The sequence below is a fragment of the Paenibacillus septentrionalis genome (assembly GCF_042659865.1).
GTDB classification, from domain to species: domain Bacteria; phylum Bacillota; class Bacilli; order Paenibacillales; family Paenibacillaceae; genus Pristimantibacillus; species Pristimantibacillus septentrionalis.
In genome coordinates this window covers 173,289-197,814 of sequence record NZ_JBHSTE010000005.1, presented here as the reverse complement: position 1 = coordinate 197,814, position 24,526 = coordinate 173,289, and the positions used below count along the sequence as shown (strand labels likewise).

Here is a 24,526-nt window from a genome sequence, read left to right as displayed (position 1 = left end):
AACAAAGGCGTGTCGCTCTAGAACCCAGAGCTCACATGCCTTTGTTAATGAGTAAAGAAAAAAATTATTGATCGCGAAACTCCTGCGGTGTAACGCCGTAGCGTTCCTTGAATACCTTGATAAAATAGCTCGTTTTTGAGTAGCCAACCTTGCTTGATATCTCATAGATTTTTTCTGATGTCGTTCGCAGCATATGGGCAGCTGTTTCAAGACGGAGCCGCGATACGTACTCGCTTATCCCTTCACCAGTTTCCAGCTTGTATACCTTCGATAAATAAGATGCATTCAGAAATACATGATCGGCAATCGACTGTAGCGATGCATCGGCAAGATGCTGAGCTGCATATTCCTGCACCTTCTGTACAATACCCGTTCTTGATACTTGTGTACGCGACGTGATGGCTTGACGATATGCTTTCAGTGCATCACTTACCCATGTGCGAAGCTGTACGATCGTATGAAAGGATGGTCCAGCAAGCATCTGGTTGAAATCGGAGCCTAAACATTCCGTCATGCTGAGCTTATTTTTATGAATGGCATAGCTAAGCGCGCTTACAATCGCATAATACGCTTCAAGAATATGCTCATAAGAATCTCCGCGTTTTTCTTCCAGCTCCTCATAGATCATGAGGAGCTTACTTTCGATAGCTTCCCACTGGCCGACCTCAAGCAAATGGTTCAGCTGTGGCGGTGTATACAGCTGAGTAAGGGAATCCGATTCTAGCTGGCTCATCGGTTGAGATTTCCTTAATGTGAGCAGGAAATCTCGCTCGCTGCCTATGCGTTGACGAATGCTGCCAAGCAGCTGTTCGTAGCAGTCTGTCACATAGTTGGGGAAGGATAGCTGCTGGCCTAATACAAGCGAGATAGTTCCCTTCAAGTACAGCTTGACGTAATGCTGCAGCTGAGCAGCTTTCTGCTCAATCGCATCTGGTTGGAGCATGCCGTTTGCAGCTGATTTGGCAGGCAAAATGAGAAATACGTAGTAGCCGTAGTTATCCTTCACAACCCATAGCTTAGCGCAATCCGAAAACAGCTCCTCAGCCATATTGCATATGGCATATTCGAGCAAAGAGCTATCTGCATCGCTTTGCTCGTAAAAATAATCCTCCATACGCAGCAGCATCATATAGCAGGGCGTATCCCATTCTATTGTTAGTTCGACCATGGTTAGTTGCTTTTGCAGCTGCTCTTGCGGGAGAGGCTTTTGCAGCAGCTCCTTTAGCAAATGTGAGCGTAATATCGGCAAATTCGCCTTGATGGATTCAAGTGCATTTTGGTGCGAGCTAATTTCCCGCCAATGCTGCTCAAGCTCGGTTATAGCTTTTTTTACAGCAGACAATAGCTCGCTATCCTCTACAGGCTTCAGCAAATAATCACTTGCTTGCACATGCAGCGCACGTTGAGCATATTCAAAATCGTTGTAGCCCGACAACAGAATACACTTCACGTGATTCCATGATTTGCGGATCGATTCGATCAGATCAAGGCCCGATGTTCCTGGCATTCGAATATCGGTAATCAAAATATCAATTTGCGTCATATTCATTACATCCAGCGCCTCTGATGCAGAGTAGGCTTGATAGACATTGCTGATTCCGATACTGTTCCAAGCAATATTTGTAGCAAGATCTTCGACAAGATCAGGCTGATCGTCTACAATAAGCAGTTGATACATACGTAGCATCTCCTTTTGGGCCTATTATTTCATCGCAAAAAAAGCTATTCAAACGCTAGAAAATTAAAACTTTCAACTATTGATTTTGTTCGTCTCGCTGTCGCCAAGACAGCGTAACAGCCATCCCGCCCTCCTTGCGAATTGCAAAGCTTAACGAGGCAGTTGGACCGAATTGCAGCAGCATTCGCTGCTTAATATTCCATAACGCACAGCCTGTAAGATCATCCGGTACATGCAATAGTTCGTTCTCCAGCTTTTGCAGCTCCTTTTCACTCATGCCAACGCCATTGTCCGCTACCGTAATACTGTGCCAGTCATGATTGCTTTGCCCTGTAATCATGATTAGGCCATCGCCATCGTACTGTTCAATACCATGGATGACGGCATTTTCAACGATAGGTTGGAGCAGTAGACGAGGCAGCTCAAGCTGCTGCATATGCGCAGGTACATCGATAACATAATTCATATGCTGAATGTGGAAGCGTTGAATTTCCAAGTAGCTTTCGAGCAGCTGCAGTTCTTCCTTCAGCGTAGCGGTCAGCTTTTCTACTCTTGTCGTATAACGATAGTATTTCGCCAGATGCATTGACATCATCATGACCGATTCTTTTTTATCGAGCCTTGCAAGACTGCGAATCAAGGCAAAGCAATTGTACAGAAAATGAGGGTTGATTTGCGATTGCAGCTGCTTGACATTCGCTTCGCGGCGGCGCAGCTCCTCTACATAGACCTTTTCAATAAGCCGTTCAGTCTCGGCAGCCATATCGTTAAATCTAGCAAATAGATAAGAAAATTCATTTTTCGGATTAACCGTTATACGAGTAGAATAATTACCCTCTTGCAGGCGCTTCACATTGCGAATTAATAGACTAATAGGACGCTGTACATTGCGATATAACAGGTAGCCAGCCAGCACACTCATAATAAGCAGGAGCAGTACGGACACATAAAACAACATCTGCGTTTTAATAATAGGTTGAAGCATGGCCTCAATCGGCACATAGTCTACTAGATACCAATCAAGCGTAGAAATATGGGCGAATGTCACCAGGTACTTTTTCCCTGCAATGCTCACTGGCATGTTTCTGCTACCAGGTGCGAGCACGCCATCGCCAACGAGCTGATGAATATTTGCGATCATCTCCTGATTGGACGTTTTATTGCGAATCGTTTCTCCTTGTAGATGATAGAGAAACGGGTCGCCTTTTCCTGTTTCCTTAAAGGTATCGAGATCTTTAATAATATACTCCTCTGGAAAAGATATTTCGACAATAATACCCGCACGATCAAGATCGATCAGCTTGCTTTTAGGCTTTACAATATGCCGAACAAAGCGCTGCTGCTTGATGTTTTGTGTGACCATTTCTTGATAGGTCCAAACTGGTGCCAGCAATTCTTTAACAGCTTCCAGGTCATACGACAAATATGTGTTGGTGGATACGAATTCCTGATTGGCTGGAGCAAGAATGCTGTACTGCGTATCCCAGCGCTGGGACACATTGAGCAGTCGCAGTCGCTCCATAATGCGCAGCCGCTCATCGTTGCGTTCGTAAGCGCTTTCTATCAAGTGCAAAGTTTGCAGCTTCTGAATATGAATATCCTCACTTAGCAGAAAACCAAGAGAAGTCAGCGTCGTTACGCTTTTGTTGAATTCGTCAGCCAAAAACGTAATATCCTTCTGCTGCAGCGTATGAACCTCTTCTTCAATCACCTTCATGCTTGTTTGCATACTTAATGTATACAGCAAAATAATTGGAATTAATAACAGCACTATGAGGGTAATAATTTTGGCGAACGTATTTTCACGCAACCGCATAGATAGAACCCCACTCTCCAAAGTAATGTGAAATAGGAGACAAAAAAATTGGCATCGTTCCAAAAATCGTGGTCTGTAGGTTGAAAAATCATGCTGTTAGAATGTTAGTACGGGAGAGACAAATTATATCGCAAAAATTGGAAGGGGGCAATACAGTGGATGATGTGATGCGTGCACCGCAGAAACATGAGCAGCAAGCAACGATCCAAACGCACAATAAGGATAAGGAAAAGCTAAGCCGCACATGGCCACTGCATCTTATGCTGCTGCCAGCAGCAATAATAACGTTTATTTTTGCTTATTTGCCAATGGGCGGTCTCGTCATGGCATTTCAAGATTTCAAACCGTATGACGGCATTTTCGGTTCAAAATTCGTCGGGTGGAAGCATTTTCAATTTATGTTTCAATATCCAGATAGTAAGGAAGTTATCTGGAATACGCTTGTCATTTCAGGTATGAAAATTATATTTGGCTTAATCGTCCCATTTGTTTTTGCGATCTTGCTTAATGAAATCCGCAAGATCGCGTTTAAGCGTACCGTTCAGACGCTAGTATATTTGCCGCATTTTATTTCGTGGGTTATTTTAGGCGCTATTTTAACGGATATGCTCAGCAGTAAAGGGATCGTCAACAGCACATTGAACGCGCTTGGCTTCGAATCAGTCCCTTGGCTATCCAACGGAAACTGGTTCCGCTTCACTGTAATTGTAAGCGATATCTGGCAAAACTTTGGGTTCAATACCATTGTGTTCTTGGCATCGTTAGCGGGAGTCAATCCAGCTCTCTATGAAGCAGCTGAGGTCGATGGAGCGAATCGTTGGAAGCAGACGCTGCATATTACAATTCCAGCGATGATTCCTATCGCGGTTGTAGTTGGAACGCTATCGCTAGGCAATATTCTTAACGGCGGATTTGACCAAATTTTCAACTTATACAATACACTCGTCTACGATAAAGGCGATATTATCGATACATTTGTTTATCGTACCGCGATTTTGAACGGTCAGTACAGCTTCGGTACAGCAGTGGGACTCTTTAAATCGGCAATTGGTTTAGTGCTCATTGTGATTGCCTATCGCTTGGCTTATAAATTTGCCGGGTACCGAATCTTTTAGGAAAAGGATGAGAGAGCATGTACTATAAATCAACAAGTTACAAGGCGTTTTCGATTTTCAACTATACACTACTCACGATTATATGCTTGTCCTGTATACTGCCGCTCATTCATATTTTAGCGGTTAGCTTCAGCGCAAGTGCACCAGCCAACTCTAATCTTGTAGGCTTATGGCCAATAGGTTTTAATTTTGATGCCTATGAGAAAACATTAAACAATCCCAATTTTCACAATGCACTGCGAGTTGGTTTAGAGCGTACTGTGCTAGGCACTGTGATTGGGATGCTAATCATGACACTTGCAGGCTATGCCCTATCGAAGGATGGCGGTAATTTCAAAAGTCGTCCCATCTATATGTGGTACTTTCTGTTCACGATGCTATTTAGCGGCGGGATCGTTCCAAGCTACATGTTGATTCGTGAGCTTAATTTGATGAATACGATGTGGGCACTCGTTTTGCCAGTGGCGATTAACGTTTTCAACATGGTGCTGCTTATGAACTTCTTCAGAGCTGTGCCAAAGGAGCTGGAGGATGCATCGCTAATCGATGGAGCAGGTCATTTCCGAACATTGGTAAGTATATATTTGCCTGTCTCGATGCCAGCGATTGCAACGATTTCACTATTTACGATGGTGATGCACTGGAACTCCTGGTTTGACGGATTATTGTATATATCAGACTATCGAAAATATCCGCTGTCTACCTTTTTGCAGACGGTTATTGTTCAGCAGGACTTCAACAAAATTAATCCTGACGTCAATGAGCTGAAAAACATCTCTCAGCGTACCGTGAAATCTGCACAAATTTTTATTGGCACGTTGCCCATATTGCTCGTCTATCCATTCCTGCAGCGATATTTTGTAAAGGGGATTATACTAGGGGCAGTTAAGGAGTAACAAAGAAAATGGCATGAACCTAAAAAATGTGGTCTTTAACAAAATGGATGAAGAAGTAATATGAAAATATAGCAAATAATGCTATATAGTCAAAAAATATTTACGAATTAGGGGGAATGAAGATGAAGAGATGGTTATCATTACTGCTTATTATTTCATTAACGGCAGTGCTTGCTGCTTGTGCAGGAAATAATAACGGTGGCAACACGCCAGGAAACAATCAAGGCAACTCGGGCAATACACCAAAAGAAAATAGTTCAAATGAGGAAGGCACATCTAATTTTGTTGATGGTAAATACCAGGAGCCTATTACATTAACAACGATATGGGGAATCAATGAGAACGGTTCGGTGTTCAAGGAAGGCGAGAGCATTGAAGACAACGTTCATACTCGCCTTATCAAAGAGCGACTTGGCATTGATATTAAATATAACTGGGTTGTAACGAATACGAACGATGCTTATAAAACAAAGCTTCGCCTCATGCTTTCTTCGGGCGAAAAAATGCCTGACGTGGTAACGTACCGCGGCGATTTGGAAACGGTTAATATGCTGATTGACTCTGGACAATTTATGCCAGTTGGCGATCTAGTTGAGCAATACGCGAACGAAACGTATAAGGAAGGCCTTGCGCTAGACCCTGCGATCTGGCTTCCAATCACACGTGATGGTGAGAAAATGGCGCTGCCAATTCTTGATTACGCGTATAATGATGACCATGTTATGTGGATCCGCCAAGACTGGTTGGATAAGTTGAATCTTCAAGCGCCTACTACAATTGAAGAGCTTGAAGCGGTAATGGACGCTTTTGTGAATCAGGACCCTGATGGCAACAATAAAAAGGATACGCTTGGTCTTGCAACTGGATTCAAAAATGGCTTTAGCACATGGATGACGGATATCGGTTTCGTGTTTGGTGCTTACGGCACAATGCCAGGTCAATGGAATTTGACTGAAGACGGCAAGCTTGAGAACGGTTCAATTAATCCAAATGCGAAAACAGCACTAGCTAAGCTTAAGGAATGGATGGATAAAGGTTATATTTCACAGGACTCTGCGTTGTATGATGAGAATGCAGGATCTGAATTGTTTACAAGCGGTGAAGCGGGTATCATCTTCGGACGTAACTGGCTTCCAGCATGGCCATTCCCGGATTTGCTAGCTAACGTACCGGGTGCATCCTATAAGGCTTACCCAATTCCAGCTGGCCCAGATGGCAAAATCGGATCAGCAGGCGGTAACCCTCCAGTAAACGGTTATATTTTCATTAATAAGGATAGCGAAAATCCAGAAGCGATTCTTCATTACTATAACTGGTTCTTCGATAATCTTGCGAATCCACAGCCAGGAAGCGAATTTGAAAATGGATTTGCAGAAGGCTACGATTACGCGATTCTTCCAGACGGTTCCATTACAACGGATGCAGCCTCTTATCCTGAGCTGTTCCCTGGACTGAAGGGTCAAATTGCTCCAGCCTTGTACTACACGCTAACGTATGAGGGAGCTCGCATTCCTAGCCTATATGGTGATACACACTTGAAGCTTGCTAATGGTGAAGAGCCAGTGACTCCATACGAAAAAACGGAATTTGCAAGCCGTACGAAAGAAAATATTGAAGCGATGAAAATTGTTGTCGAGCAAAAAGATATTCGTATGAAGAACTACTATATGGGACCACTTACAGAAACGATGCAGGATAAAAACGAGCTGCTTAACAAGCTTGTTAATGAAACCTACAGCAAAATTATTTACGGTCAACAGCCGCTTGACAGCTTTGACACGATGGTAGACAACTGGCTGAAATCAGGCGGTGAGCAAATTACGCAAGAAGTAAACGAATGGTATGAAAATGCAAAATAAACATTAGATACAACTTTAGCGACTTGCTTCTAGAGAATGATGAACACTTTCTAGCGGCAAGTCGTTTTTTTTCTGTCTTGTTAGCGCTATCAATTTTTGCAGCGATTTGAAAGGAGACGACAATCATGAAACGAAGAACAATCGCCATATGGCTGCTCGTGATATCGATGCTTGTCCCGAATTTGGCTTTTGGCGCAGAAGCATCTGAGGATACACATTGGGGTATTGAGCGAATGAAGAAATGGCAAGACAAAGGTCTGATAAACGGTTATCCAGATGGTAGCTTGCGGCCTGACGAAGGGATAACGCGAGCACAATTTGCACGTATGCTGCGTTCCGTCTTTCAATATGCAGTACCTCAATCCACAGTAGAGCAAAAGTCATTTACAGATGTAGAAGCGGGGGGATGGTATAGCAAGGATGTGGCAGCAGCGGCAGCGGCGGGCATTATTAATGGTTACCCGGACGGAAGCTTTAGGCCAAATGAACTCGTAAAGCGTCAGGATGCAGCGACTATGCTGGCTGCCGCCTATAAATTGAAAGAACAAGCATCGCTGGCAGCATTTAAAGATGCGGGCCAAGTGAGCAGCTATGCCCAGCAACCGGTGCAGCAGCTCGTACATGCAGGAGTGCTGAAGGGGTATAGTGATGGAACAATTAGACCGATGAACACGATGACAAGAGCGGAGGCGATCGCATTGCTTGATGGCTTGACGGGAGAGTTGATTCAGGATAAAGGAACGGTCAGCAACCGTACGATAGAAGGCAATCTGGTCGTACAATCTCCAGATGTTAAACTTGAAGGCGTCAATGTAACGGGTAGTGTGTATGTTGCTCCTGGTGTTGGCGATGGAGACCTTCATCTTAAGGATGTCCATATTGATGGAACGCTACATATTAATGGTGGCGGTGTGGACAGCATTTATATTGACAATTCAACGGCTAATACCATTGTCGTGAACAGACTGGAAGGCAAGGTGCGTATCGTCATAACAAATGAATCGAATATTGGTTCATTATATGTTGAGCGCGATGCGATCATCGAGCTGGATCAGAGCTCTATAATTAAACTGCTGTCATTCCTTGAAGGGTCGAAAGGTAGTCAATTGAAGGCAGACGGCAAGATTGAGCAGCTGTTGAATGCAGCAGGTGTTGAACTGCCAGGTCAACCGGGTAGCGGTACAGATTCAGGCTCTGATGGGGGTTATACACCGACTCCACAGCCAACAAGACCGCCAGTGGATGAATGGAAGCTTGTGTGGAGCGATGAGTTTGATCGTTCAGGTGAAAATCTCGATGATAATGGAGTTGATCTGGATAAATGGGGCTACCAGCTTGGTACTGGCTCACAGTACGGCTTGGATGGCTGGGGTAATGATGAGCAGCAATATTATCGTGCCGAAAATATTAAAGTTGAGGACGGCTTGTTGAAGATCACGGCTCAACATGAGCAATTTGAAGACAAACCGTATACATCTGGACGCATATTTACAGAGCCAACCTTCTCACAAACGTATGGGAAATTCGAGGCGAGAATGAAGCTGCCTGCAGGTCAGGGGCTGTGGCCGGCGTTCTGGATGATGCCTGTTGATAGCGTTTATGGGACATGGGCTGCTTCAGGTGAGATCGATATTATGGAAGCAAAAGGCCGCTTGCTGAATGAAATCGGTGGAGCAATCCATTACGGAAGAAATTGGCCGAACAATAAATTCACAGCAGAAACATATCATTTCCCTGAGGGTCGGGATATTACTGATTTCAACGTTTATGGACTAGAGTGGGAACCAGGCGAGCTTCGGTGGTATGTGAATGGTCAGCTCTATCAAAAATTGAACAATTGGGACAGCTGGGGGGATGGACAGCCGGCAAAATACGCTTTCCCTGCACCATTCGATCAGCCGTTCTACATGATTCTGAATCTGGCTGTTGGTGGTAACTACGATGGTGGCAGATTGCCGCAGGAATCAGATTTGCCAGCTGAAATGCTCGTTGATTATGTTCGCGTCTATGAGTTAGCAGGACGTCCTTATCGTGAGGCGACTGAGCCATCTATCGAAGTGGAGCCGATTGAAGCACCATATAAAGAAGCGGTAAATGGCAGCTATGTCTACGATCCTCAGTATGAACAGGAAGTGACGACTGTAACGAAAGGCGATCAATCACTAGACGAAATGAATTGGAACTTTGTCTATCTCGATCAGTTTGGCGGAGCAGCTAAGCTAGACATCGAAGAGCTGGACGGTACTAAGTTAGCCAAAACGTCGATTCAGCAGCCTGGCTATGAGACACATGCCGTTCAATTGATTCAGCATGTCACCCTTGGCAAAGGTCGATGGTATAAGTTAAGCTTTGATGCTCGTTCTGATGCTAATCGTTCCATGGCAGTGAAACTTGGCGGCGGTGAAAGTCGCGGCTGGTCAGTGTATTCTGACAATTACGATATTCAGCTAACGAATTCGCTGCAGCGATTTGAACGTGTATTCCAAATGAGCGCTGACACGGATAAATTAGCACGTTTGGAGTTTAATATGGGAGTCCATGCAAGTCCGGTCTGGATTGGAAATGTGAAGCTTGAGGAGATTGAAGCGCTAGATCCGTTCCAGGAGTTTGCTGATAAGGAGCCGCTTGCAAATGGCAACCACATTTATAATGGAAGCTTTGATCTGGGCCGTATGGATCGCTTGACGTACTGGAGCTCTGAACTTGCAGAAGAGACCGAAGCAGCCTTCTCAGTAGATGTAGTGAAGCGTGAGCTGCATGTCAACATTGTGAAGGGCGGCGAAGCAGCGAGTGATGTTGTTTTCCAACAGCAAGGGGTTCAAGCAGTTGGCGGCAACGACTACGAGTTGAGCTTCAATGCTCGAGCAGATCAGCCAAGGACGATTCAGGTAGCCTTGTTAAAAGAGGACGGAACTATAAACAGCGAGCCTCAAAGTGTAAGCTTGGCTGAGGAGAACGAGCGCTACAGCGTCACCTTTAGCATTGAGGGTGAAGGTGCAGTTAGCTACGGAAAGCTAGCATTCTGGCTGGGCGGAGAAGCCGTTGATGTCTATCTGGATGATATTGTATTGCTTCGTACAACGGATAACTTTATTGGTGAGCTGCCTCTAGAGCATCAGTTTCCGCTAAAAAATGGCGATTTTTCAAACGAAACAGAAAATTGGAATGAGCATGTACAAGGACGCTATGACGGCTGGGATCTGCAATCTGGCTATTCTGTAGAGGATGATGTGCTGCGCTTCAAGGTGTCCAGTACAGGAAATGAACCTTGGGATGTAATGCTAGCACAAGCCGGTCTGGACTTGAAGAACAATCAAACTTATATCATATCGCTTGATGCAAAAGCCTCGCATGAAAGAGAAGTAGAGTTGATATTGGAAACGTCCAACTATGCTCGTCACCTGGAGGAGCGACTTGCGCTAACCGAGGATTGGAAAACATACAGCTTTGAGCTTCCGATGACTCAGGATGCCCTATTAGACTTTAAGCTGCTGCTAGGCAAGCTGAAGGATGCTGCGGAGCTTCCAGAGCACGATGTATGGATTGATAATGTGCGTGTAGAAGTGAAGGATGCGAGAAGCAAGGCATTCTTTGCAGTAAATGGCTACTTCGATCATGGATTAGATGGTTGGGCACAGCATGTGCAAGGGGTCTATGACGGACCGTCCCGTGCAAATATTAAAGTAGAGGATGGCGCATTGCGTGCTTCTATCGAGCATAGCGGAGCAAAACCATGGGATATTGTTTTGTTCCAAGAAGCTGCTGTGTCGTTGAAAAAAGGCGAGACGTATGTCGTTTCCTTCGTCGCTCGTGCAAGTGAGGAACGAACCATTGATGCAATCGTGGAGAACAGCACATACATGCGTTCATTGAATCAACCCGTGAAACTGACTAAGGACGCACAGCGATACAGCTATGAATTTACAATGGAGCGCGATGAGCTTGTGCAGCTGAAGTTCTTGTTTGGTCATCAGGACGAAGTTGCGGGTGAAATTGGAAGCGATGTGGCTCATATTGTAGAAATCGACAACGTACTGTTTGAGCGAAAAGGTGCTAGAGAGGCTGCAGGTGAGCTGGCAAGAGAGCAGCATGAATTGCATAACGGTTAAGAAGATTTCATTAACTATAGGTAGTATAAAAAGGAACAACGATGCAAGGAGATGGCTTCTGATCTGATCAGGAGTCATCTTTTTTGTATAAGAAAACCCCCAGTTCGACTGGGGGTTCAGGAAAGCTTATAGCTATGAGTAAAAATCCCTTGACCTTCATGATAAAATGATAGCTGGTCTGCCAACCGCATCAACATAATCAAGGAGGAAAAGGGAATGGATAAGAGCAGTTTAGCACATACAAAGTGGAACTGCAAATATCATATTGTATTTGCACCAAAGTATAGAAGACAAGTGATTTATGGAAAATTGAAACGAGAAATAGGAAAAATCATTCGCGAGTTGTGTGAACGAAAAGGTGTGGAAATTTTGGAAGCGGAGGCCTGGGTAGATCATATTCACATGTTGGTAAGCATTCCGCCAAAATTGAGCGTATCTGAGTTCATGGGTTACCTGAAAGGGAAAAGTTCGCTGATGATCTTCGATAAATTTGCGAATCTCAAGTATCGTTATGGGAATCGCCAGTTTTGGTGTAGAGGTTACTATGTGGATACGGTGGGACGCAACAAGAAAGTGATCGCCGAATACATTCGTAATCAGCTAACAGAAGATAAGCAGTACGAACAACTCACAATGAAAGAACTGTTCGACCCGTTTACGGGTGAGTCGGTAGGAAAGGGCAAATAAAGAAGTCCCTTTAAGGGGCAAGCCCGGGGCCGCTCGCGGTTGGCAGACTTTCAGTGCGCCTTATAGGCGCTGGCTAGTACCATGCCCTTATAGGGCCGATGGAAGCCACCGGCTAAGCCGGTGGTTATGACTAATGTCAATTAGTGTGAAGTGATTACGTTGGCAATATGCTACCAGTTGAACAGTTTTACGTATGAGATAATGACCAGAAAAAATTAAAAAACGTCATAATCATCCCCCATAATGAGAGTAGAAGGTCTGTAAAGTTGCAACTACTTATTCAGGAGGTGTTTTTAAATGCCAAAACAAGAAGTGAGCGATCGATATTTGCGTTCATTGGAGTATTACATTTGGATCAGTGAGTTGAGTCCTGAAAGGAAACAGGAATTGTACGCAGAGTACAAAATGCGAATTGAAGAAAAATCTAATTCTAATGTCTCCTTGCAAGAACTGCGAAGTTTTTTAGTGGAATCAGGCAATCCAAAGGATATTGTGAAAAAGGAAATGAAGGGAATCGAAAGCTCTCTAGCACCAACGGCCGGGACATTTAAACGAAGCATGGGGTTTATGCCTTTTATTTTTACTATCGGCTGGACTTTAAATAGTGACTTGTATCAGCAATTGGGTGCCGGAGAGTTGCAACCATCTTTTTGGCTCCACAGCAGTATTATTTTATTGTTGCTTATTGGAACCGTTGTAAGCTTTTATAAGTATCGTTTCGATCAGTCTTTTTTTAAGGAAGTTGCCATTTCAAATTTTGTTGTCTATTTGCCGATTTCCTTTATTTTTTGTTACATGCTCCTAGATCAGTTTACTATGTCCGCGCTTTTGATTCCATTTATACTGATTGTTGTGACCACTGGAGTAGCTCTGTATTTTGATTGGAAAAACTCAAGCTACTTGAGAAAATTATTTATTCCTTAACCGTATTTGTTTAGGAATCAGTACGCCCACGATTCCATACCTCAGACTCCGCCTCCAAATGATCGTGGATGTTGTTCCTCATGAGCCCATATCACTGACGAAGAGTTAGATCTGACACGACAACCTTCTGGTTTAGATTCGATTCTCTGGTACATTGATAGCTGGACTGTTGTTTCTGCTCTTGCATAATGATTCTCTTTTTCGTCGTTTATATACACGTTTAACATTTATGTTCAGTGATGACCTGGATGCTCGCTATCAAGCGATGCGTTCAATTGAAGCGGTTATACCCTCAGCTTAATGAAATACAAGCTGAGGGTATTTTGATTGGATGTGCCAGACTAACGTTTCCTTAAGCGCATGCTTGCTGAATGCTGCTCTTTCAATACAGGTACAGTAGTCAGAGCATTCCCTAAACCATAAGGTGGCATATTAACGTAGATTGACTCATACTGCCCCGCCTTCACGAAGTACGTTTCATGATAAACAGCAACGGCATCATTATTTCTGGTTAACTGATTGAACTTTTGCCAAGCTTTTAGATGCTTATCTGCTTTTGCATACGCGATTAGCTGCTCTGTAGATTGCCAGTATTGGATCATCACGGTTGTTCGCAGACCTAGATAGCTTTCCAGCGACATAAAGCCTAGCTTTTGTTTATTCATATATAGCTCCCGAATCATCCCTGGCATTGCGAAAAACACGGGAAGCCATTTGTGCAAAGCCCATCGTTTGTTAATGCGCATCCCGATTAAGAATACAACAATGTCCTTATCATTGAGGGCCGTAAACCGTCCCTTTTGTACAGCTGCTGACATTATGTTAACTCCTCTCCTTAAATTCGAATTGCTGTAATGCGTGTTCGCACCATTCGATTGCAGCGACTGTTGTGCGCTTGCCATAGTCTAGAGTGAGAAGCCAATACTCCGCATCTTTCTCCTCGTCTGTTGCATGTTCGAGTATGGAATTCTCAATGCTTACATAGGTCTCATAGCGCTGAGCAAGCTTCTGTTTGTAATCCTGCAAAATGTACACGGTTTGCTGCTTGGATTGATGACTGCCGAAGAAAAGCTTTAGCAGAACTTCATTGCGCTCAACGGAAAGCTGCTCAATCGGCTGCTCAAGCCACTCACGAAGTACGGTTTTCCCTTTGTCGGTTAATTCATATTCATGACGATCAGGCTTTCCTTGCTGCGAAGAGGTCTGGATAACGGCCAAGCCTTCTTCTGTTATTAGCTTAAGTGTCGGATAAATTTGACCGTAGCTTATTTTCCAAAAATGATTAAGGCTTCGATCAATAAATTGCTTGATGGCATAGCCTGAACGGCAGGACGTTGTTAGAATACCGAGGATCGCATAGGTGGTATGGTTATAGCTGCTTATCGTAATCACCCTATCTATTTGATATATATCATTTAGATATATTATAACAGCAAACGGTTAATTATGGAAGTGTTTTCATGGTATGTCTGAGAACTTTGAAAGAAGTATTGTGCAGGCATACCGGGTACGTCAAACAAGTGAAACGAAGCAAGGGTCGAAAAGGAGGTAAAAGCACCATATTTAGACACGCCCTGATCGCATGAAATGATAATTGGCTGGGCATGTTAGGGGAAGATCGAAATTCGTGAAGGAGGCTTCTCCTAGTGGGCAGAAGAAGAAGACAGTATGCTGTGCCAAATGTCGAGCAATCCATGAAGCAATTCAAGGCACAAGTGATGAAAAATGAAGGGTATGCAGTCGACCCGACACGCCCTGACGATGTAAAGTACGAAGTGGCGAAGGAGCTAGGCGTACCGCTGCAACCCTCTGGCAATGGTGAGTTGACAACAGAGGAAGCAGGGCATATCGGAGGGAAAATTGGAGGCTCCATGGTTAAAGAAATGATTCGTATGGCACAAGAAAGACTTGCTAACAATCAACAAAAGCAATAGTACCTCTTTACGTCGGGGTAAGCATGAAAAGGATAGCTGTAAGCAATGTTGCTCACAGCTATCCTTTTCATGCTTACCACACACATTTTGGCACATTACTGGGCAGCTTGCTCATCCATGTAAAACACTTCCCAGATATGACCATCGAGGTCTTGAAAACTCCAGCTGTACATAAAACCGTAGTCTTTGTTGCTTCCTATAGAGCTTCCCCCAGCGTTAACCGCAGCGTTTACAATCTCATCGACCTTTTCGCGGCTTTCTACTAAAAATGCAATTAAAACTTCTGTTGATTGCTTTGCATCTACAATCTCTTTAGGTGTAAAGGTTTGAAAGTGAGGTTTAACAAGTAGCATCGCAAAGGTGGAATCATTAATAATCATACTCGTTGCATTTTCATCGGTAAATTGGGGGTTAAAGGCGAATCCGAGCTTCGTAAAAAAAGCTACTGCTTGATCTAAATCACTAACGGGAAGATTGATAAAAGTTTTACTAGGTTGAAAACTCATTAAAATCACCTCGCGATTTGTTTACTTAACACTTGTTAAGTTACACAAAGATAGTATTTTATAACTTTACAGCTGTCAAGTTATACTTTAAAGACAGTCTAAATACATTGACTTCAACCACTAATGACACTACGATAGACTAAATGACAACGTGGATGGTGAAGCAAATGGGTGAAATACGTAATGCTGAACGTACGCGCAAAGCAATAGTTGAAGCAGCCCGAGAAGAATTTTTTGAGAAGGGCTATTCCGGTACACGTATTGAATCGATAGCACGACGAGCTGGTGTCAACAAACAGTTGATCTATCATTACTTCAAAGGAAAAGAGCATCTCATCCAAGAGACCATTGATAGCTTTGTCACTTCTTTGCCGACAGGGAAAATTACTTTGCCAGATAATCCTGCAGATATTGCTGCTTTTCGTCTGAAAGTTAACCTTGACCATTTGCGCGAATTTCTCAAGTTCACAGCCTGGGAGGCAGTTGAGTCAATTCCCGAAAATTCTCGGGGAGAGAAAGCCAGGAAGAAGGTGCTTGAATCCTATAATGAGCATATGAAAAAACAACAAGTAGAAGGAAAAGTTCCGGGGGAGCTTGACCCGGCGCTAATTACGCTGATGATGTCAAGCTTAACGATCTATCCGCTTCTATATCCGAATGTGACACGCATGATTACAGGGCGTACGCTTGATGAGCCGGAATTTCAGGAACAATGGGCACAATATCTCCAGCGTATTTGTGAACGAATCTTTAGACAAGAAGACAATCCAGTGTAAAAAAGTTAGTTGAAAAATCCAAAATAAGCAAGATTAGGTGCGTCATTTCCTGATCTTGCTTATTTTTGAACAGATTAAAAGCACATTTCACCACAATAAAAAATGTATAATAGAATTGAATCAAGTTTATATGTTTTTTGCTCGTATAAGGTAGACAATTTTTATGTAATGTGTGAAAATTTTAAATAGTGTATTTTTACGTGTATTTATTATAGTGATAGTGGTTATGCGATTAGAGCTGATATATAGATTTTTTAGATGAATCTGTTGGTCGGCGAACGCTCGAGCTTTTAGTATAATCACATACTGTTTTAATCGTTGCCATACGTTACCCTGCTTCTTTTCTTAGCCGTCATGATGAGTAACAGGCTAGTTCGTAATTATGAATAATAAAGGTGATATTTTGAAGTCATGGGTTGAGCAATTCACTGAAGCCTTTCTAGAAGGTAACATCCTGAATGCCAAGGAGTTGCTGGATGTTTATTTGAACGACAATGAAACTACAACTATGGATGTGCATCAATTATTAACAGCAGTAATGACATATATTGGAGACTTATGGGAACAGAACATTATAACCGTTGCCCAGGAGCACATTGCAACCAACGTATGCAAATATGTGCTTCATTACTACCACTTGGAAGTATCAATGCCCGGGAGCTTAATAGATTCCCCGAATAAGAAGGGGATGTTTTACTGTATTGAGGATGAACAGCATGATATAGGGATTGACATGATTAGCAACATTTTTAAAGAAGCGGGCTGGACGACCAAGCTGCTAGGGGCAAATATGCCTATAGATGCTGCCTGTCAATTGGCACTAGATTGGAAACCAGATATAATCGGGATTTCAATTAGCATTCCTTACCATTTACCCAAACTGATTAAACATATACAAGTGCTTAATGAATTACCACATCAACCATTAGTTATCGTAGGTGGCAGATTAGTCTATATATACGACCTATCTCTATATTGTCCGGCTTCGACAATCATTGTTAAGGATTTGTCAGAGCTAGATAAGCTTACGGGAATAGAATTTATAGGAGAAGTTCACATATGAATAGTGTATCGTTAAAGCCAAGCATGCTGCCATTTCCCTATTTTTTAGTAGATCAAGAGCTTAATATTAAAATGGCTGCCGATGCGCAGGAATGTTTCCCGAATGCTGACAATTTTTTGCAATTGGTAGATATAGGAAGTAGAAGAAAGGCAATAAGATTTATACTAGAAACACCATCAATCAATCAAATTGAATTGAATTTACATACGAAGCAAAAGAAATTTTCATTATACGATGTGTATATGATGGCTGAATCTCCGGACAACATACATCTTTTTTGCATAGATAAAGAAAATCAGATTGAGCATATTCGAGCTCTTGTATCAGAGCTGGAATATAAGCTAATGAATGTTACCTATTCGTTGCTCGAAGAAAAGGTAAGTCTGGAGCAATCGATCGAGCAAATCCAAAAATCTGCATTGGAGCACGATCATTTGGCGACAGTCGGTAAGCTTGCAGCTAGTATTGCTCATGAAATACGAAATCCGTTGACCAGTGTAAGAGGATTTGTCCAATTGCTTCGCCCTTACTTGATTGAAATCGGTAAGGAGCACTACGCCGACGTCGCGATTTCCGAGCTAGATCGTGCGAATGATATTATTTATGAATTTCTGAATACATCAAAGCCGTCAAAGCCATCGCTAGAGCAGGTCAGCATTGTCACAGTAATTGAAGAAGTGATGCTATTATGCCAAAGTGAATCGTTACTCAATGACTGTACGTTCGAATACCGCAAACCGAATATCGATGTTCTGCTGATGGTGGATGTAAAGCAATTCAAGCAGGTTATGCTGAATCTAATTAAAAATGCGATGGATGCCATCAAGGAAAGTGAAAATCACAAAAATGGCATTATTCATATCGATGTCAAACATGCAATGAATCAAGTTGAAATTATCGTAAGAGACAATGGAAACGGCATTGAAGAAAGCAAAATGAAAGAGATCTTCACACCATTTTTTACAACGAAAGCTAAGGGCACAGGAGTTGGACTTGCTGTATGCCAACGAATTATTGCGGAGCATAGTGGTAAAATCGAGGTGGAAAGCCAGTTAGGTGTGGGCACTACATTCAAGATTATATTGCCGCTTAAGCAGGAAGGAAGTATGTAATGTATATCGTGCATTCAATGTTCCTAGTGCCCGTACAAAAGGTAGATGAAGTAATCGAGATATACAAGAACCGTTCTCGCTTGGTGGATCATGCGGAAGGGTTTATTACATTCAGATTGCTGCAGAACGAGACAAAGCCTGGAGAGCTGACTGTATATATGGAGTGGGAAACGAAGGAGGCTTTTTTGGCCTGGGTATCAAGCGATGAGTATAAACGCATTCATGAGCTTGAGAAAAAGTACCCTGATCAAGAGCTGGCATCCATAGTTCCTGCAATTACAAGATATAAGGTTGTGGCTTTATGAAACCAATGGGGCATGTTCACGGCATTATTGAAGTGGTTGTTGAAGATTTATATGATCGGTATCCTGAACTACTGGAGAGATACGGAGAGCGCGGCAGGCAGAAGTGCTTTGAAGACAATGAGCACCATTTCCGTTACCTGGAAACAAGCTATAGCCTGAATAATGTAACATTATTTACAGATTACGCGCTATGGCTGAACGGAATATTGAATAGGCACGGAATGGATAACAAGCATTTAATTGAAAATTTTGATGCGATATCCAGAGCAATAAAAGGCAAGCTGGATAAAAACACGACTGAAGCTTATCTATACTACTTGCAAGAAGGGAAAAGAGCGCTTCAGCAATAGAGGAGAAGAGGAAAAGGTAAAGCCCTGTGTATTCAGGGCTTTTTGTGACTAATCGCAAAACGATATATCGATTAATTGAATGAATTGCTTAGCTGCACGTGATAGCGAAACATGTTTGGAGTAGCAGATGCCGATGCTGCGTCCAGGAATCGGTTCAAGCAAGGGAAGCTCGTGCACAAGCCCATTATCGATGTAATGCTGAGCAAACTGCTTCGTTACACAGGCAACCCCCAGATTGATTCTGGCAAAGTCAAGCAGCAGGTCATGGGAGCCAAGCTCAAATACTGGCGAAAGCGATAAACCCTTCTCTTTAAAATAACGATCAACATAGATGCGTGAGTTGGCTGTCTTCTCTAAACAAATGAGCGGAAGCTCTATCAGCTGTTGCAATGAGATTGGCTTATTAGCCAGGCTGCGGTAGTTCGCCCCTCCAACAAAAATATCTTGTACCTCCATGCTTGGAAAAGATTGAATGCTTCTGTCACCGATTGGCAGGTTGCACAGTCCCAGATCGGCCTTCCCTGCTTTAATGAATTCAAGTATTTCAGTTGTCGTGCCATTTAATATTTTCAACTTGATACCGGGATAGTGATTATAAAACTGCTCCAAATAGGGCAGCAAATAATAGCGAGAAATTGTATCGCCAACACCAATGTGAAGCTCCCCAATCATTAAGTTTTTGAACTCCAGCATTTTCTCTTCTCCAAGATGAAGCAGATTCAATGCAGCTCGTACATGCTCGTGCAGCAGCTTTCCTTCGGCTGTCAACGTCACGCCTCTTGCAGTTCGGTTAAATAGCTGGACATCAAGCTCGTTCTCCAGCCTTTGAATCGATTGACTTACCGCTGATTGTGTCATAAACAGCTCCTGAGCGGCCTTCGATATGCTAGACTGCTTACTGACAACTTCAAAAACATAGTACAAATCCAGGCTCTTCTTCATATTAACCACCCTAATACCAGCTATTATACCTATTAATTTTACTTATGATTTGCACAATTGTATAGTTAATTTGTAGTTATTAACATATCGACCCAGGTCGATTAAAGGAGAGTTTAACGTGCAAAGAGTAGTTGGTACAGTAGTAAGAGGGCTCCGTGGTCCGATTATTAATCAAGGAGACGATATTGAACAAATCGTAGTTGATACTGTATTAAACGCAGCAAAAGTAGAAGGCTTCAAAATCGAAGATCATGATATCGTGACCATTACGGAATCGATTGTAGCTCGCGCACAAGGCAATTATGCATCAATAGACGATATTGCAGCGGATGTAAGTGACAAGTTCGGTAATGATACAGTGGGAGTTATATTCCCAATATTGAGCCGCAATCGCTTTGCAAACTGTCTGAGAGGGATTGCGAAAGGCGTTAAAAAGATTATCCTTATGCTCAGCTATCCAGCAGACGAAGTGGGCAACCATCTTGTAAGTCAGGATGAGCTTGATGAGCAAGGAATTAACCCGTGGACAGATGTGCTGACCGAAACAGAATTCCGCAAACATTTTGGTTATAAGAAGCATCCATTTACGGGCGTCGATTATATTGAGTATTATAAGTCGCTAATTGAGGCGGAAGGCGCATCAGTTGAAGTTATCTTCTCGAATCAGCCGAAAACGATCGTTAGCTATACGAAGAGTGTATTAACATGCGATATTCATACGCGCAAGCGCAGTAAGCGTATTCTGTTGTCTAACGGAGCAGAGAAGGTATATGGACTTGATGATATTCTTGCTCGACCTGTTAACGGCAGCGGTTATAATGAGGCATACGGCTTGCTTGGCTCTAATAAAGCAACAGAGGATCGCGTCAAGCTGTTCCCGAACAATTGTCAGCCGCTAGTTGAAGCGATTCAAGCCAAGCTGAAGGAGCAAACAGGAAAAACAGTCGAGGTTATGGTGTACGGAGATGGAGCGTTTAAGGACCCTGTCGGACAAATTTGGGAGCTTGCCGATCCTGTTGTTTCTCCAGCATTTACAGCGGGGCTGGCCGGGACACCTAATGAAATTAAGCTGAAGTATTTGGCGGACAACAATTTCTCGCATCTTCGCGGTGAAGAGCTGCAGCAGGCAATTAATCAATATATACAAAATAAGAATAAAGATCTAGTTGGAGCTATGGAGGCGCAAGGAACCACGCCTCGCCGCTTGACTGATCTGATCGGTTCGCTTTCTGATTTGACATCAGGCAGCGGTGATAAAGGGACGCCTATGATATATATTCAAGGCTACTTTGATAATTACACGGTGTAAGACTGCACGAATGCGTATGCAACGAATATAGCTGAAACGAGCAAGCCTGCATCCCATATGAGGGAGGCAGGCTTGTAATGTTCTATAGAAGCTGTGGTCGTATATGTATCATGGAGCGATGCGTTTCATTGGCAGCAAGCTGCTGAACGCCTTTGTTTACATTCATGCCGTTGACAGGAGCCATCCAAGGCTCAATGCAGATAAACGGCTTGCCTTCAAGCGCCCATAGCACAATATATTGATAGACATCATCATACTCAATCGTTACACGCAATGATCTGGCATGATCGATCATGGTACAGCTGTTTGCTTGAAGCTCGTTATAAATGACATTGGCCTCGGCCAGCTGTAAATTAAACTGTTCTCCATTCATACTGCCCGCAATCATCTCATGGTAGGTGGATGAAGGCACAGATAACTCCAGCTTCTCTTTATCCTCTACAAAAAAATAAGGATGATAGCCAAGATAAAATGGCATCGTTTTGTTGTCCTTATTCGTAACTTCAGCCTGAACGGTTAGCCCATCCTGATTGAGCGTATACGTCATCACAAGGCGGTATTGAAACGGATAGCGCTCAAGTGTTTGCTCATCATTCGTCAATTCGAGCGTAATCGATGTTTCTTGCTCACTGGCATGCGCTGCTATAACTCTGCCCGCCTGCGTACGAGCAAACCCATGCTGCTTTAACTGATAAGCTTCGCCTTCGTATACATAGGTATCTTGCTCAAGATAGCTGCTGATCGGAAATAAAATCGGATTGCCCCCGCGAATATTTTTACTCGTATCTTCCAGCGTAGCTTGATCGAGGTAGAACACCTCCTTGCCGCGGTATACATATTTGCTAATGATGCATCCGCGCTCAGGCACGACTTCAATATAGCTTTCATTTGACTTGTCCTCAAGCACATACGTTTCGAATCGCTCTTGCTTCGTGTAATAGGAATACATTGAATCCACCCCTTCTGTGTATATATGATCACTGGTTTTGCCGTATAGGCGCTCAGCTTCTTATTGTGCTTATACCATAGTACTCAATTCGCTTTTCTCAAGCAAATAGATGATTCAAGATGAGCATGCTATAGTCATATCTGTCAGCGGGCTCTATACTTATGGTAGCGTTATCAAATGAGATGGGTGGTGGATAAGATGAAAATAGCGATTGCTGGCGGTAGCGGCTTTATCGGGAAAGCGATGTGCAGCGCATTTATAGCACAGCAGTACGAGGTTTATATTTTGACGCGTCAGCCTGAGCAGCTTCACAAGGAGGCAGGTGCCACCTATGTAAGATGGTTGCATGAGGGAGATCATCCAGAAAACGAACTTGAAGGAGTGGATGCGATCATTAATCTGGCTGGGCTGTCATTAAGCAGCGGACGCTGGACCGCTGCACGCAAAGCTCGCATATTGGAAAGCAGATCAACGACCACGCAAGAAATTATTCGAATCATCAACGCCATGAAGCAGAAGCCGACTGTTCTGCTTAACGCCAGCGCGGTGGGCTATTACGGAATTTCGCGCGATCATCAATTTACAGAGCAGGATATTGTTCCGCCTTCAGATTTTCTTGCTACCGTCGTGAACAGCTGGGAGCAGGAAGCGTTAAAAAGCGGAATACGGACGGTGCTAATGCGCCTAGGTGTTGTACTGGGGGCAGGTGAGGGGGCTTTTGCCAAAATGCTGCTGCCATATAAGTTGTATGTAGGCGGAAGGCTTGGCAATGGAGATCAGCCGCTTCCGTGGATTCATATTGACGATGTTGTGCAAGCAGCACAGTATTGTATGGAGACGCCTGAGATAGAGGGTGCTGTGAACTTCGTTGCGCCACAGCTTGTAACGATGGAGCAATTTGGCCGTGTCGTGGCCAAGCAGCTGAACAGACCTCACTATTTTCCTGTTCCATCCATGCTGCTTCGGCTGATGCTTGGCGAAATGAGCATGTTGCTTCTGGAAGGCCAGCAAGTAGTACCCCAGAAGCTGCAAGATCATCGGTATACCTTTCGATATCCGGAGCTAACGGATGCAATCAAGTCCATTATTGCACGCTAACATAGATGATTAGTCCTGAAACATCAGAGAGGTACTTACGTCCGTTGTTGCATCATAGTCAGGATCAATCATTCAACCTTATCCCGGTCTGTATTAGGTTTGAATTGGAGATCTGTTTGCCTTGCTTCAAGCAACAATTAATTGAAAACGGCATTATTGGATTAAATAAAACTAGAAATAGACTCATGTAGAGCATGATAAATATAAATGCTTATCCCTAAAAATTAGCCAAAGTGGGTGGTCATATGCTGATTCGTACTTACAGTCCGCAAATGCCTTTATCTATGTTTGTCGATTACTTTTGGTATATGGAAGCTTACAATCCTTCTCATTCGAGAGAACTGACTTTGCCGGACGGTTCTGTGGAAATGATTATCGATCTTGGGGAGGATGTGATTCGGCTGTTTGATCGCAACAATCGCGAGTTGGTTTTTGGCCATGCCATTGTCTGCGGTCCGCATTCGGAATATTTTGTGATCAATTCGACATGTGAGTCAAGGGTGATCGGCATCCATTTCAAGCCGGGCGGTATTCACCCGTTTCTGAAAGAACGGCTTGATGAGATTCATAATACACATCTTCCGTTACATGCATTATGGGGATCAAAAATAAGTGGGCTTCGTGATGTATTGCTAGATTCCTTAGTACCAGAAAAGATGTTCCACGTTCTTGAACGAAGATTGCTGTCGCTTGCGATAAAGGATTTAGAAAGGCATCCGGCAGTACAATATGTGCTGAACAACCTTCATGGGCATCGGATAGGCGAGGTCATTGAACAGGTCGGCATCAGTCATCGAAGATTCAATCAACTATTCAAGGAAGAAGTGGGCATGACGCCAAAGCGATTAAATCGAATTTATCGGTTTCAGGAAGTACTGCGCAATCTTCATTCCGGGGAATCTCGTTCATGGACAGACATTGCCTTGGAATGCGGTTATTACGATCAGGCACATTTCATTAAAGATTTCCAATCATTCTCCGGGCTTAATCCAAGCGAATATAAGCCCATATCAGGAAGGCATTATAATCACGCTGCGATTTTCACCTAAGGTCAAAAATTTACAATAAAGCCTCATGGTTACAGGCTATAATAAATCT

General features: G+C 43.3%; 22 protein-coding genes. 15 read left to right on the top strand and 7 right to left on the bottom strand.

Features of this window, described 5'->3' with window-relative positions; translation table 11 throughout:
- Positions 1 to 64: 64 nt before the first annotated feature.
- Together ACFP56_RS15775 and ACFP56_RS15770 are read right to left on the bottom strand one after the other, a co-directional pair.
- Positions 65 to 1,678, bottom strand: coding sequence for a response regulator transcription factor (locus ACFP56_RS15775; RefSeq protein WP_379236250.1), 1,614 nt, complete (start codon positions 1,676 to 1,678; stop codon positions 65 to 67).
- Positions 1,679 to 1,754: 76 nt separating this feature from the next.
- Positions 1,755 to 3,494 (bottom strand): sensor histidine kinase, encoded by a 1,740-nt coding sequence (locus tag ACFP56_RS15770; protein ID WP_379236248.1) that lies wholly within the window; start codon positions 3,492 to 3,494, stop codon positions 1,755 to 1,757.
- Positions 3,495 to 3,754: 260 nt separating this feature from the next.
- Between ACFP56_RS15770 and ACFP56_RS15765 the strand changes: the two genes are divergently transcribed.
- The 6 genes from ACFP56_RS15765 (at position 3,755) to ACFP56_RS15740 (ending at position 13,084) form a co-directional block, all read left to right on the top strand.
- A complete protein-coding gene (locus ACFP56_RS15765) occupies positions 3,755 to 4,609 on the top strand; it encodes an ABC transporter permease (protein WP_379236774.1) in 855 nt (284 codons plus the stop codon).
- A gap of 17 nt (positions 4,610 to 4,626) precedes the next feature.
- On the top strand, positions 4,627 to 5,505 hold the full coding sequence (locus tag ACFP56_RS15760; RefSeq protein WP_379236246.1) for a carbohydrate ABC transporter permease: 879 nt from the start codon (positions 4,627 to 4,629) through the stop codon (positions 5,503 to 5,505).
- 122 nt (positions 5,506 to 5,627) lie between these two features.
- A complete protein-coding gene (locus tag ACFP56_RS15755) occupies positions 5,628 to 7,364 on the top strand; it encodes an extracellular solute-binding protein (RefSeq protein WP_379236244.1) in 1,737 nt (578 codons plus the stop codon).
- A gap of 125 nt (positions 7,365 to 7,489) precedes the next feature.
- Positions 7,490 to 11,473, top strand: a complete 3,984-nt coding sequence (locus tag ACFP56_RS15750) for a carbohydrate binding domain-containing protein (protein ID WP_379236242.1) — start codon at positions 7,490 to 7,492, stop codon at positions 11,471 to 11,473.
- Positions 11,474 to 11,689: 216 nt separating this feature from the next.
- Positions 11,690 to 12,160 (top strand): IS200/IS605 family transposase, encoded by a 471-nt coding sequence (gene tnpA, locus ACFP56_RS15745; RefSeq protein ID WP_379236240.1) that lies wholly within the window; start codon positions 11,690 to 11,692, stop codon positions 12,158 to 12,160.
- Between the two features lie 297 nt (positions 12,161 to 12,457).
- Positions 12,458 to 13,084 carry a hypothetical protein gene (locus ACFP56_RS15740; protein WP_379236238.1) on the top strand — a complete coding sequence of 209 codons (627 nt, stop codon included), beginning with the start codon at positions 12,458 to 12,460 and terminating at the stop codon, positions 13,082 to 13,084.
- A 341-nt stretch (positions 13,085 to 13,425) separates the two neighbouring features.
- Here ACFP56_RS15740 and ACFP56_RS15735 read toward each other — a convergent pair whose 3' ends face one another.
- Together ACFP56_RS15735 and ACFP56_RS15730 are read right to left on the bottom strand one after the other, a co-directional pair.
- The gene (locus ACFP56_RS15735) at positions 13,426 to 13,902 is read right to left on the bottom strand and encodes a DUF4188 domain-containing protein (RefSeq protein WP_379236236.1); all 477 of its coding nucleotides are present in this window, start codon (positions 13,900 to 13,902) and stop codon (positions 13,426 to 13,428) included.
- A 4-nt stretch (positions 13,903 to 13,906) separates the two neighbouring features.
- The gene (locus tag ACFP56_RS15730; RefSeq protein WP_379236771.1) at positions 13,907 to 14,467 is read right to left on the bottom strand and encodes a PadR family transcriptional regulator; all 561 of its coding nucleotides are present in this window, start codon (positions 14,465 to 14,467) and stop codon (positions 13,907 to 13,909) included.
- A 263-nt stretch (positions 14,468 to 14,730) separates the two neighbouring features.
- On the opposite strand from ACFP56_RS15730, the gene ACFP56_RS15725 reads away from it, so the two are divergent.
- Positions 14,731 to 15,018 (top strand): alpha/beta-type small acid-soluble spore protein, encoded by a 288-nt coding sequence (locus ACFP56_RS15725; protein ID WP_379236234.1) that lies wholly within the window; start codon positions 14,731 to 14,733, stop codon positions 15,016 to 15,018.
- A gap of 95 nt (positions 15,019 to 15,113) precedes the next feature.
- Here ACFP56_RS15725 and ACFP56_RS15720 read toward each other — a convergent pair whose 3' ends face one another.
- Positions 15,114 to 15,524 (bottom strand): VOC family protein, encoded by a 411-nt coding sequence (locus ACFP56_RS15720; RefSeq protein ID WP_379236232.1) that lies wholly within the window; start codon positions 15,522 to 15,524, stop codon positions 15,114 to 15,116.
- 143 nt (positions 15,525 to 15,667) lie between these two features.
- Between ACFP56_RS15720 and ACFP56_RS15715 the strand changes: the two genes are divergently transcribed.
- From ACFP56_RS15715 to ACFP56_RS15695, 5 genes are all read left to right on the top strand, one after another.
- A complete protein-coding gene (locus tag ACFP56_RS15715) occupies positions 15,668 to 16,300 on the top strand; it encodes a TetR/AcrR family transcriptional regulator (protein WP_379236230.1) in 633 nt (210 codons plus the stop codon).
- Between the two features lie 382 nt (positions 16,301 to 16,682).
- Complete coding sequence (locus ACFP56_RS15710; protein WP_379236228.1) at positions 16,683 to 17,363, top strand: cobalamin B12-binding domain-containing protein; 681 nt, start codon at positions 16,683 to 16,685, stop codon at positions 17,361 to 17,363.
- Positions 17,360 to 18,475 carry a two-component system sensor histidine kinase NtrB gene (locus ACFP56_RS15705; RefSeq protein ID WP_379236226.1) on the top strand — a complete coding sequence of 372 codons (1,116 nt, stop codon included), beginning with the start codon at positions 17,360 to 17,362 and terminating at the stop codon, positions 18,473 to 18,475. Before ACFP56_RS15710 ends, ACFP56_RS15705 begins: the two co-directional genes overlap by 4 nt.
- Positions 18,475 to 18,780, top strand: a complete 306-nt coding sequence (locus tag ACFP56_RS15700) for an antibiotic biosynthesis monooxygenase family protein (RefSeq protein WP_379236224.1) — start codon at positions 18,475 to 18,477, stop codon at positions 18,778 to 18,780. Before ACFP56_RS15705 ends, ACFP56_RS15700 begins: the two co-directional genes overlap by 1 nt.
- Positions 18,777 to 19,130: a hypothetical protein gene (locus tag ACFP56_RS15695; RefSeq protein WP_379236222.1), complete on the top strand. Its 354-nt coding sequence runs from the start codon at positions 18,777 to 18,779 to the stop codon at positions 19,128 to 19,130. Before ACFP56_RS15700 ends, ACFP56_RS15695 begins: the two co-directional genes overlap by 4 nt.
- Before the next feature lie 48 nt (positions 19,131 to 19,178).
- Here ACFP56_RS15695 and ACFP56_RS15690 read toward each other — a convergent pair whose 3' ends face one another.
- Positions 19,179 to 20,072, bottom strand: a complete 894-nt coding sequence (locus ACFP56_RS15690) for a LysR family transcriptional regulator (RefSeq protein WP_379236220.1) — start codon at positions 20,070 to 20,072, stop codon at positions 19,179 to 19,181.
- Positions 20,073 to 20,190: 118 nt separating this feature from the next.
- Between ACFP56_RS15690 and ACFP56_RS15685 the strand changes: the two genes are divergently transcribed.
- On the top strand, positions 20,191 to 21,381 hold the full coding sequence (locus ACFP56_RS15685) for a coenzyme F420-0:L-glutamate ligase (protein ID WP_379236218.1): 1,191 nt from the start codon (positions 20,191 to 20,193) through the stop codon (positions 21,379 to 21,381).
- An 82-nt stretch (positions 21,382 to 21,463) separates the two neighbouring features.
- On the opposite strand, the gene ACFP56_RS15680 is transcribed toward ACFP56_RS15685, so the two are convergent.
- Positions 21,464 to 22,330 carry an aldose epimerase family protein gene (locus tag ACFP56_RS15680; protein WP_379236216.1) on the bottom strand — a complete coding sequence of 289 codons (867 nt, stop codon included), beginning with the start codon at positions 22,328 to 22,330 and terminating at the stop codon, positions 21,464 to 21,466.
- Between the two features lie 198 nt (positions 22,331 to 22,528).
- Here ACFP56_RS15680 and ACFP56_RS15675 point away from each other — a divergent pair, with 198 nt between their 5' ends.
- Together ACFP56_RS15675 and ACFP56_RS15670 are read left to right on the top strand one after the other, a co-directional pair.
- The gene (locus ACFP56_RS15675) at positions 22,529 to 23,428 is read left to right on the top strand and encodes a TIGR01777 family oxidoreductase (protein ID WP_379236214.1); all 900 of its coding nucleotides are present in this window, start codon (positions 22,529 to 22,531) and stop codon (positions 23,426 to 23,428) included.
- Between the two features lie 245 nt (positions 23,429 to 23,673).
- Positions 23,674 to 24,477, top strand: coding sequence for a DUF6597 domain-containing transcriptional factor (locus ACFP56_RS15670; RefSeq protein ID WP_379236212.1), 804 nt, complete (start codon positions 23,674 to 23,676; stop codon positions 24,475 to 24,477).
- Positions 24,478 to 24,526: the final 49 nt, after the last annotated feature.

Bases quoted from the DNA above. Each gene is read 5' to 3' on its own strand.
- ACFP56_RS15720 (WP_379236232.1), bottom strand. From the start codon at position 15,524: ATGAGTTTTCAACCTAGTAAAACTTTTATCAATCTTCCCGTTAGTGAT.
- ACFP56_RS15705 (WP_379236226.1), top strand. From the start codon at position 17,360: ATGAATAGTGTATCGTTAAAGCCAAGCATGCTGCCATTTCCCTATTTT.
- ACFP56_RS15670 (WP_379236212.1), top strand. From the start codon at position 23,674: ATGCTGATTCGTACTTACAGTCCGCAAATGCCTTTATCTATGTTTGTC.
- ACFP56_RS15700 (WP_379236224.1), top strand. From the start codon at position 18,475: ATGTATATCGTGCATTCAATGTTCCTAGTGCCCGTACAAAAGGTAGAT.
- ACFP56_RS15770 (WP_379236248.1), bottom strand. From the start codon at position 3,494: ATGCGGTTGCGTGAAAATACGTTCGCCAAAATTATTACCCTCATAGTG.
- ACFP56_RS15755 (WP_379236244.1), top strand. From the start codon at position 5,628: ATGAAGAGATGGTTATCATTACTGCTTATTATTTCATTAACGGCAGTG.
- ACFP56_RS15715 (WP_379236230.1), top strand. From the start codon at position 15,668: ATGACAACGTGGATGGTGAAGCAAATGGGTGAAATACGTAATGCTGAA.
- ACFP56_RS15680 (WP_379236216.1), bottom strand. From the start codon at position 22,330: ATGTATTCCTATTACACGAAGCAAGAGCGATTCGAAACGTATGTGCTT.
- ACFP56_RS15760 (WP_379236246.1), top strand. From the start codon at position 4,627: ATGTACTATAAATCAACAAGTTACAAGGCGTTTTCGATTTTCAACTAT.
- ACFP56_RS15775 (WP_379236250.1), bottom strand. From the start codon at position 1,678: ATGTATCAACTGCTTATTGTAGACGATCAGCCTGATCTTGTCGAAGAT.
- ACFP56_RS15675 (WP_379236214.1), top strand. From the start codon at position 22,529: ATGAAAATAGCGATTGCTGGCGGTAGCGGCTTTATCGGGAAAGCGATG.
- ACFP56_RS15695 (WP_379236222.1), top strand. From the start codon at position 18,777: ATGAAACCAATGGGGCATGTTCACGGCATTATTGAAGTGGTTGTTGAA.
- ACFP56_RS15690 (WP_379236220.1), bottom strand. From the start codon at position 20,072: ATGAAGAAGAGCCTGGATTTGTACTATGTTTTTGAAGTTGTCAGTAAG.
- ACFP56_RS15750 (WP_379236242.1), top strand. From the start codon at position 7,490: ATGAAACGAAGAACAATCGCCATATGGCTGCTCGTGATATCGATGCTT.
- ACFP56_RS15740 (WP_379236238.1), top strand. From the start codon at position 12,458: ATGCCAAAACAAGAAGTGAGCGATCGATATTTGCGTTCATTGGAGTAT.
- tnpA (WP_379236240.1), top strand. From the start codon at position 11,690: ATGGATAAGAGCAGTTTAGCACATACAAAGTGGAACTGCAAATATCAT.
- ACFP56_RS15735 (WP_379236236.1), bottom strand. From the start codon at position 13,902: ATGTCAGCAGCTGTACAAAAGGGACGGTTTACGGCCCTCAATGATAAG.
- ACFP56_RS15765 (WP_379236774.1), top strand. From the start codon at position 3,755: ATGCTGCTGCCAGCAGCAATAATAACGTTTATTTTTGCTTATTTGCCA.
- ACFP56_RS15710 (WP_379236228.1), top strand. From the start codon at position 16,683: ATGAATAATAAAGGTGATATTTTGAAGTCATGGGTTGAGCAATTCACT.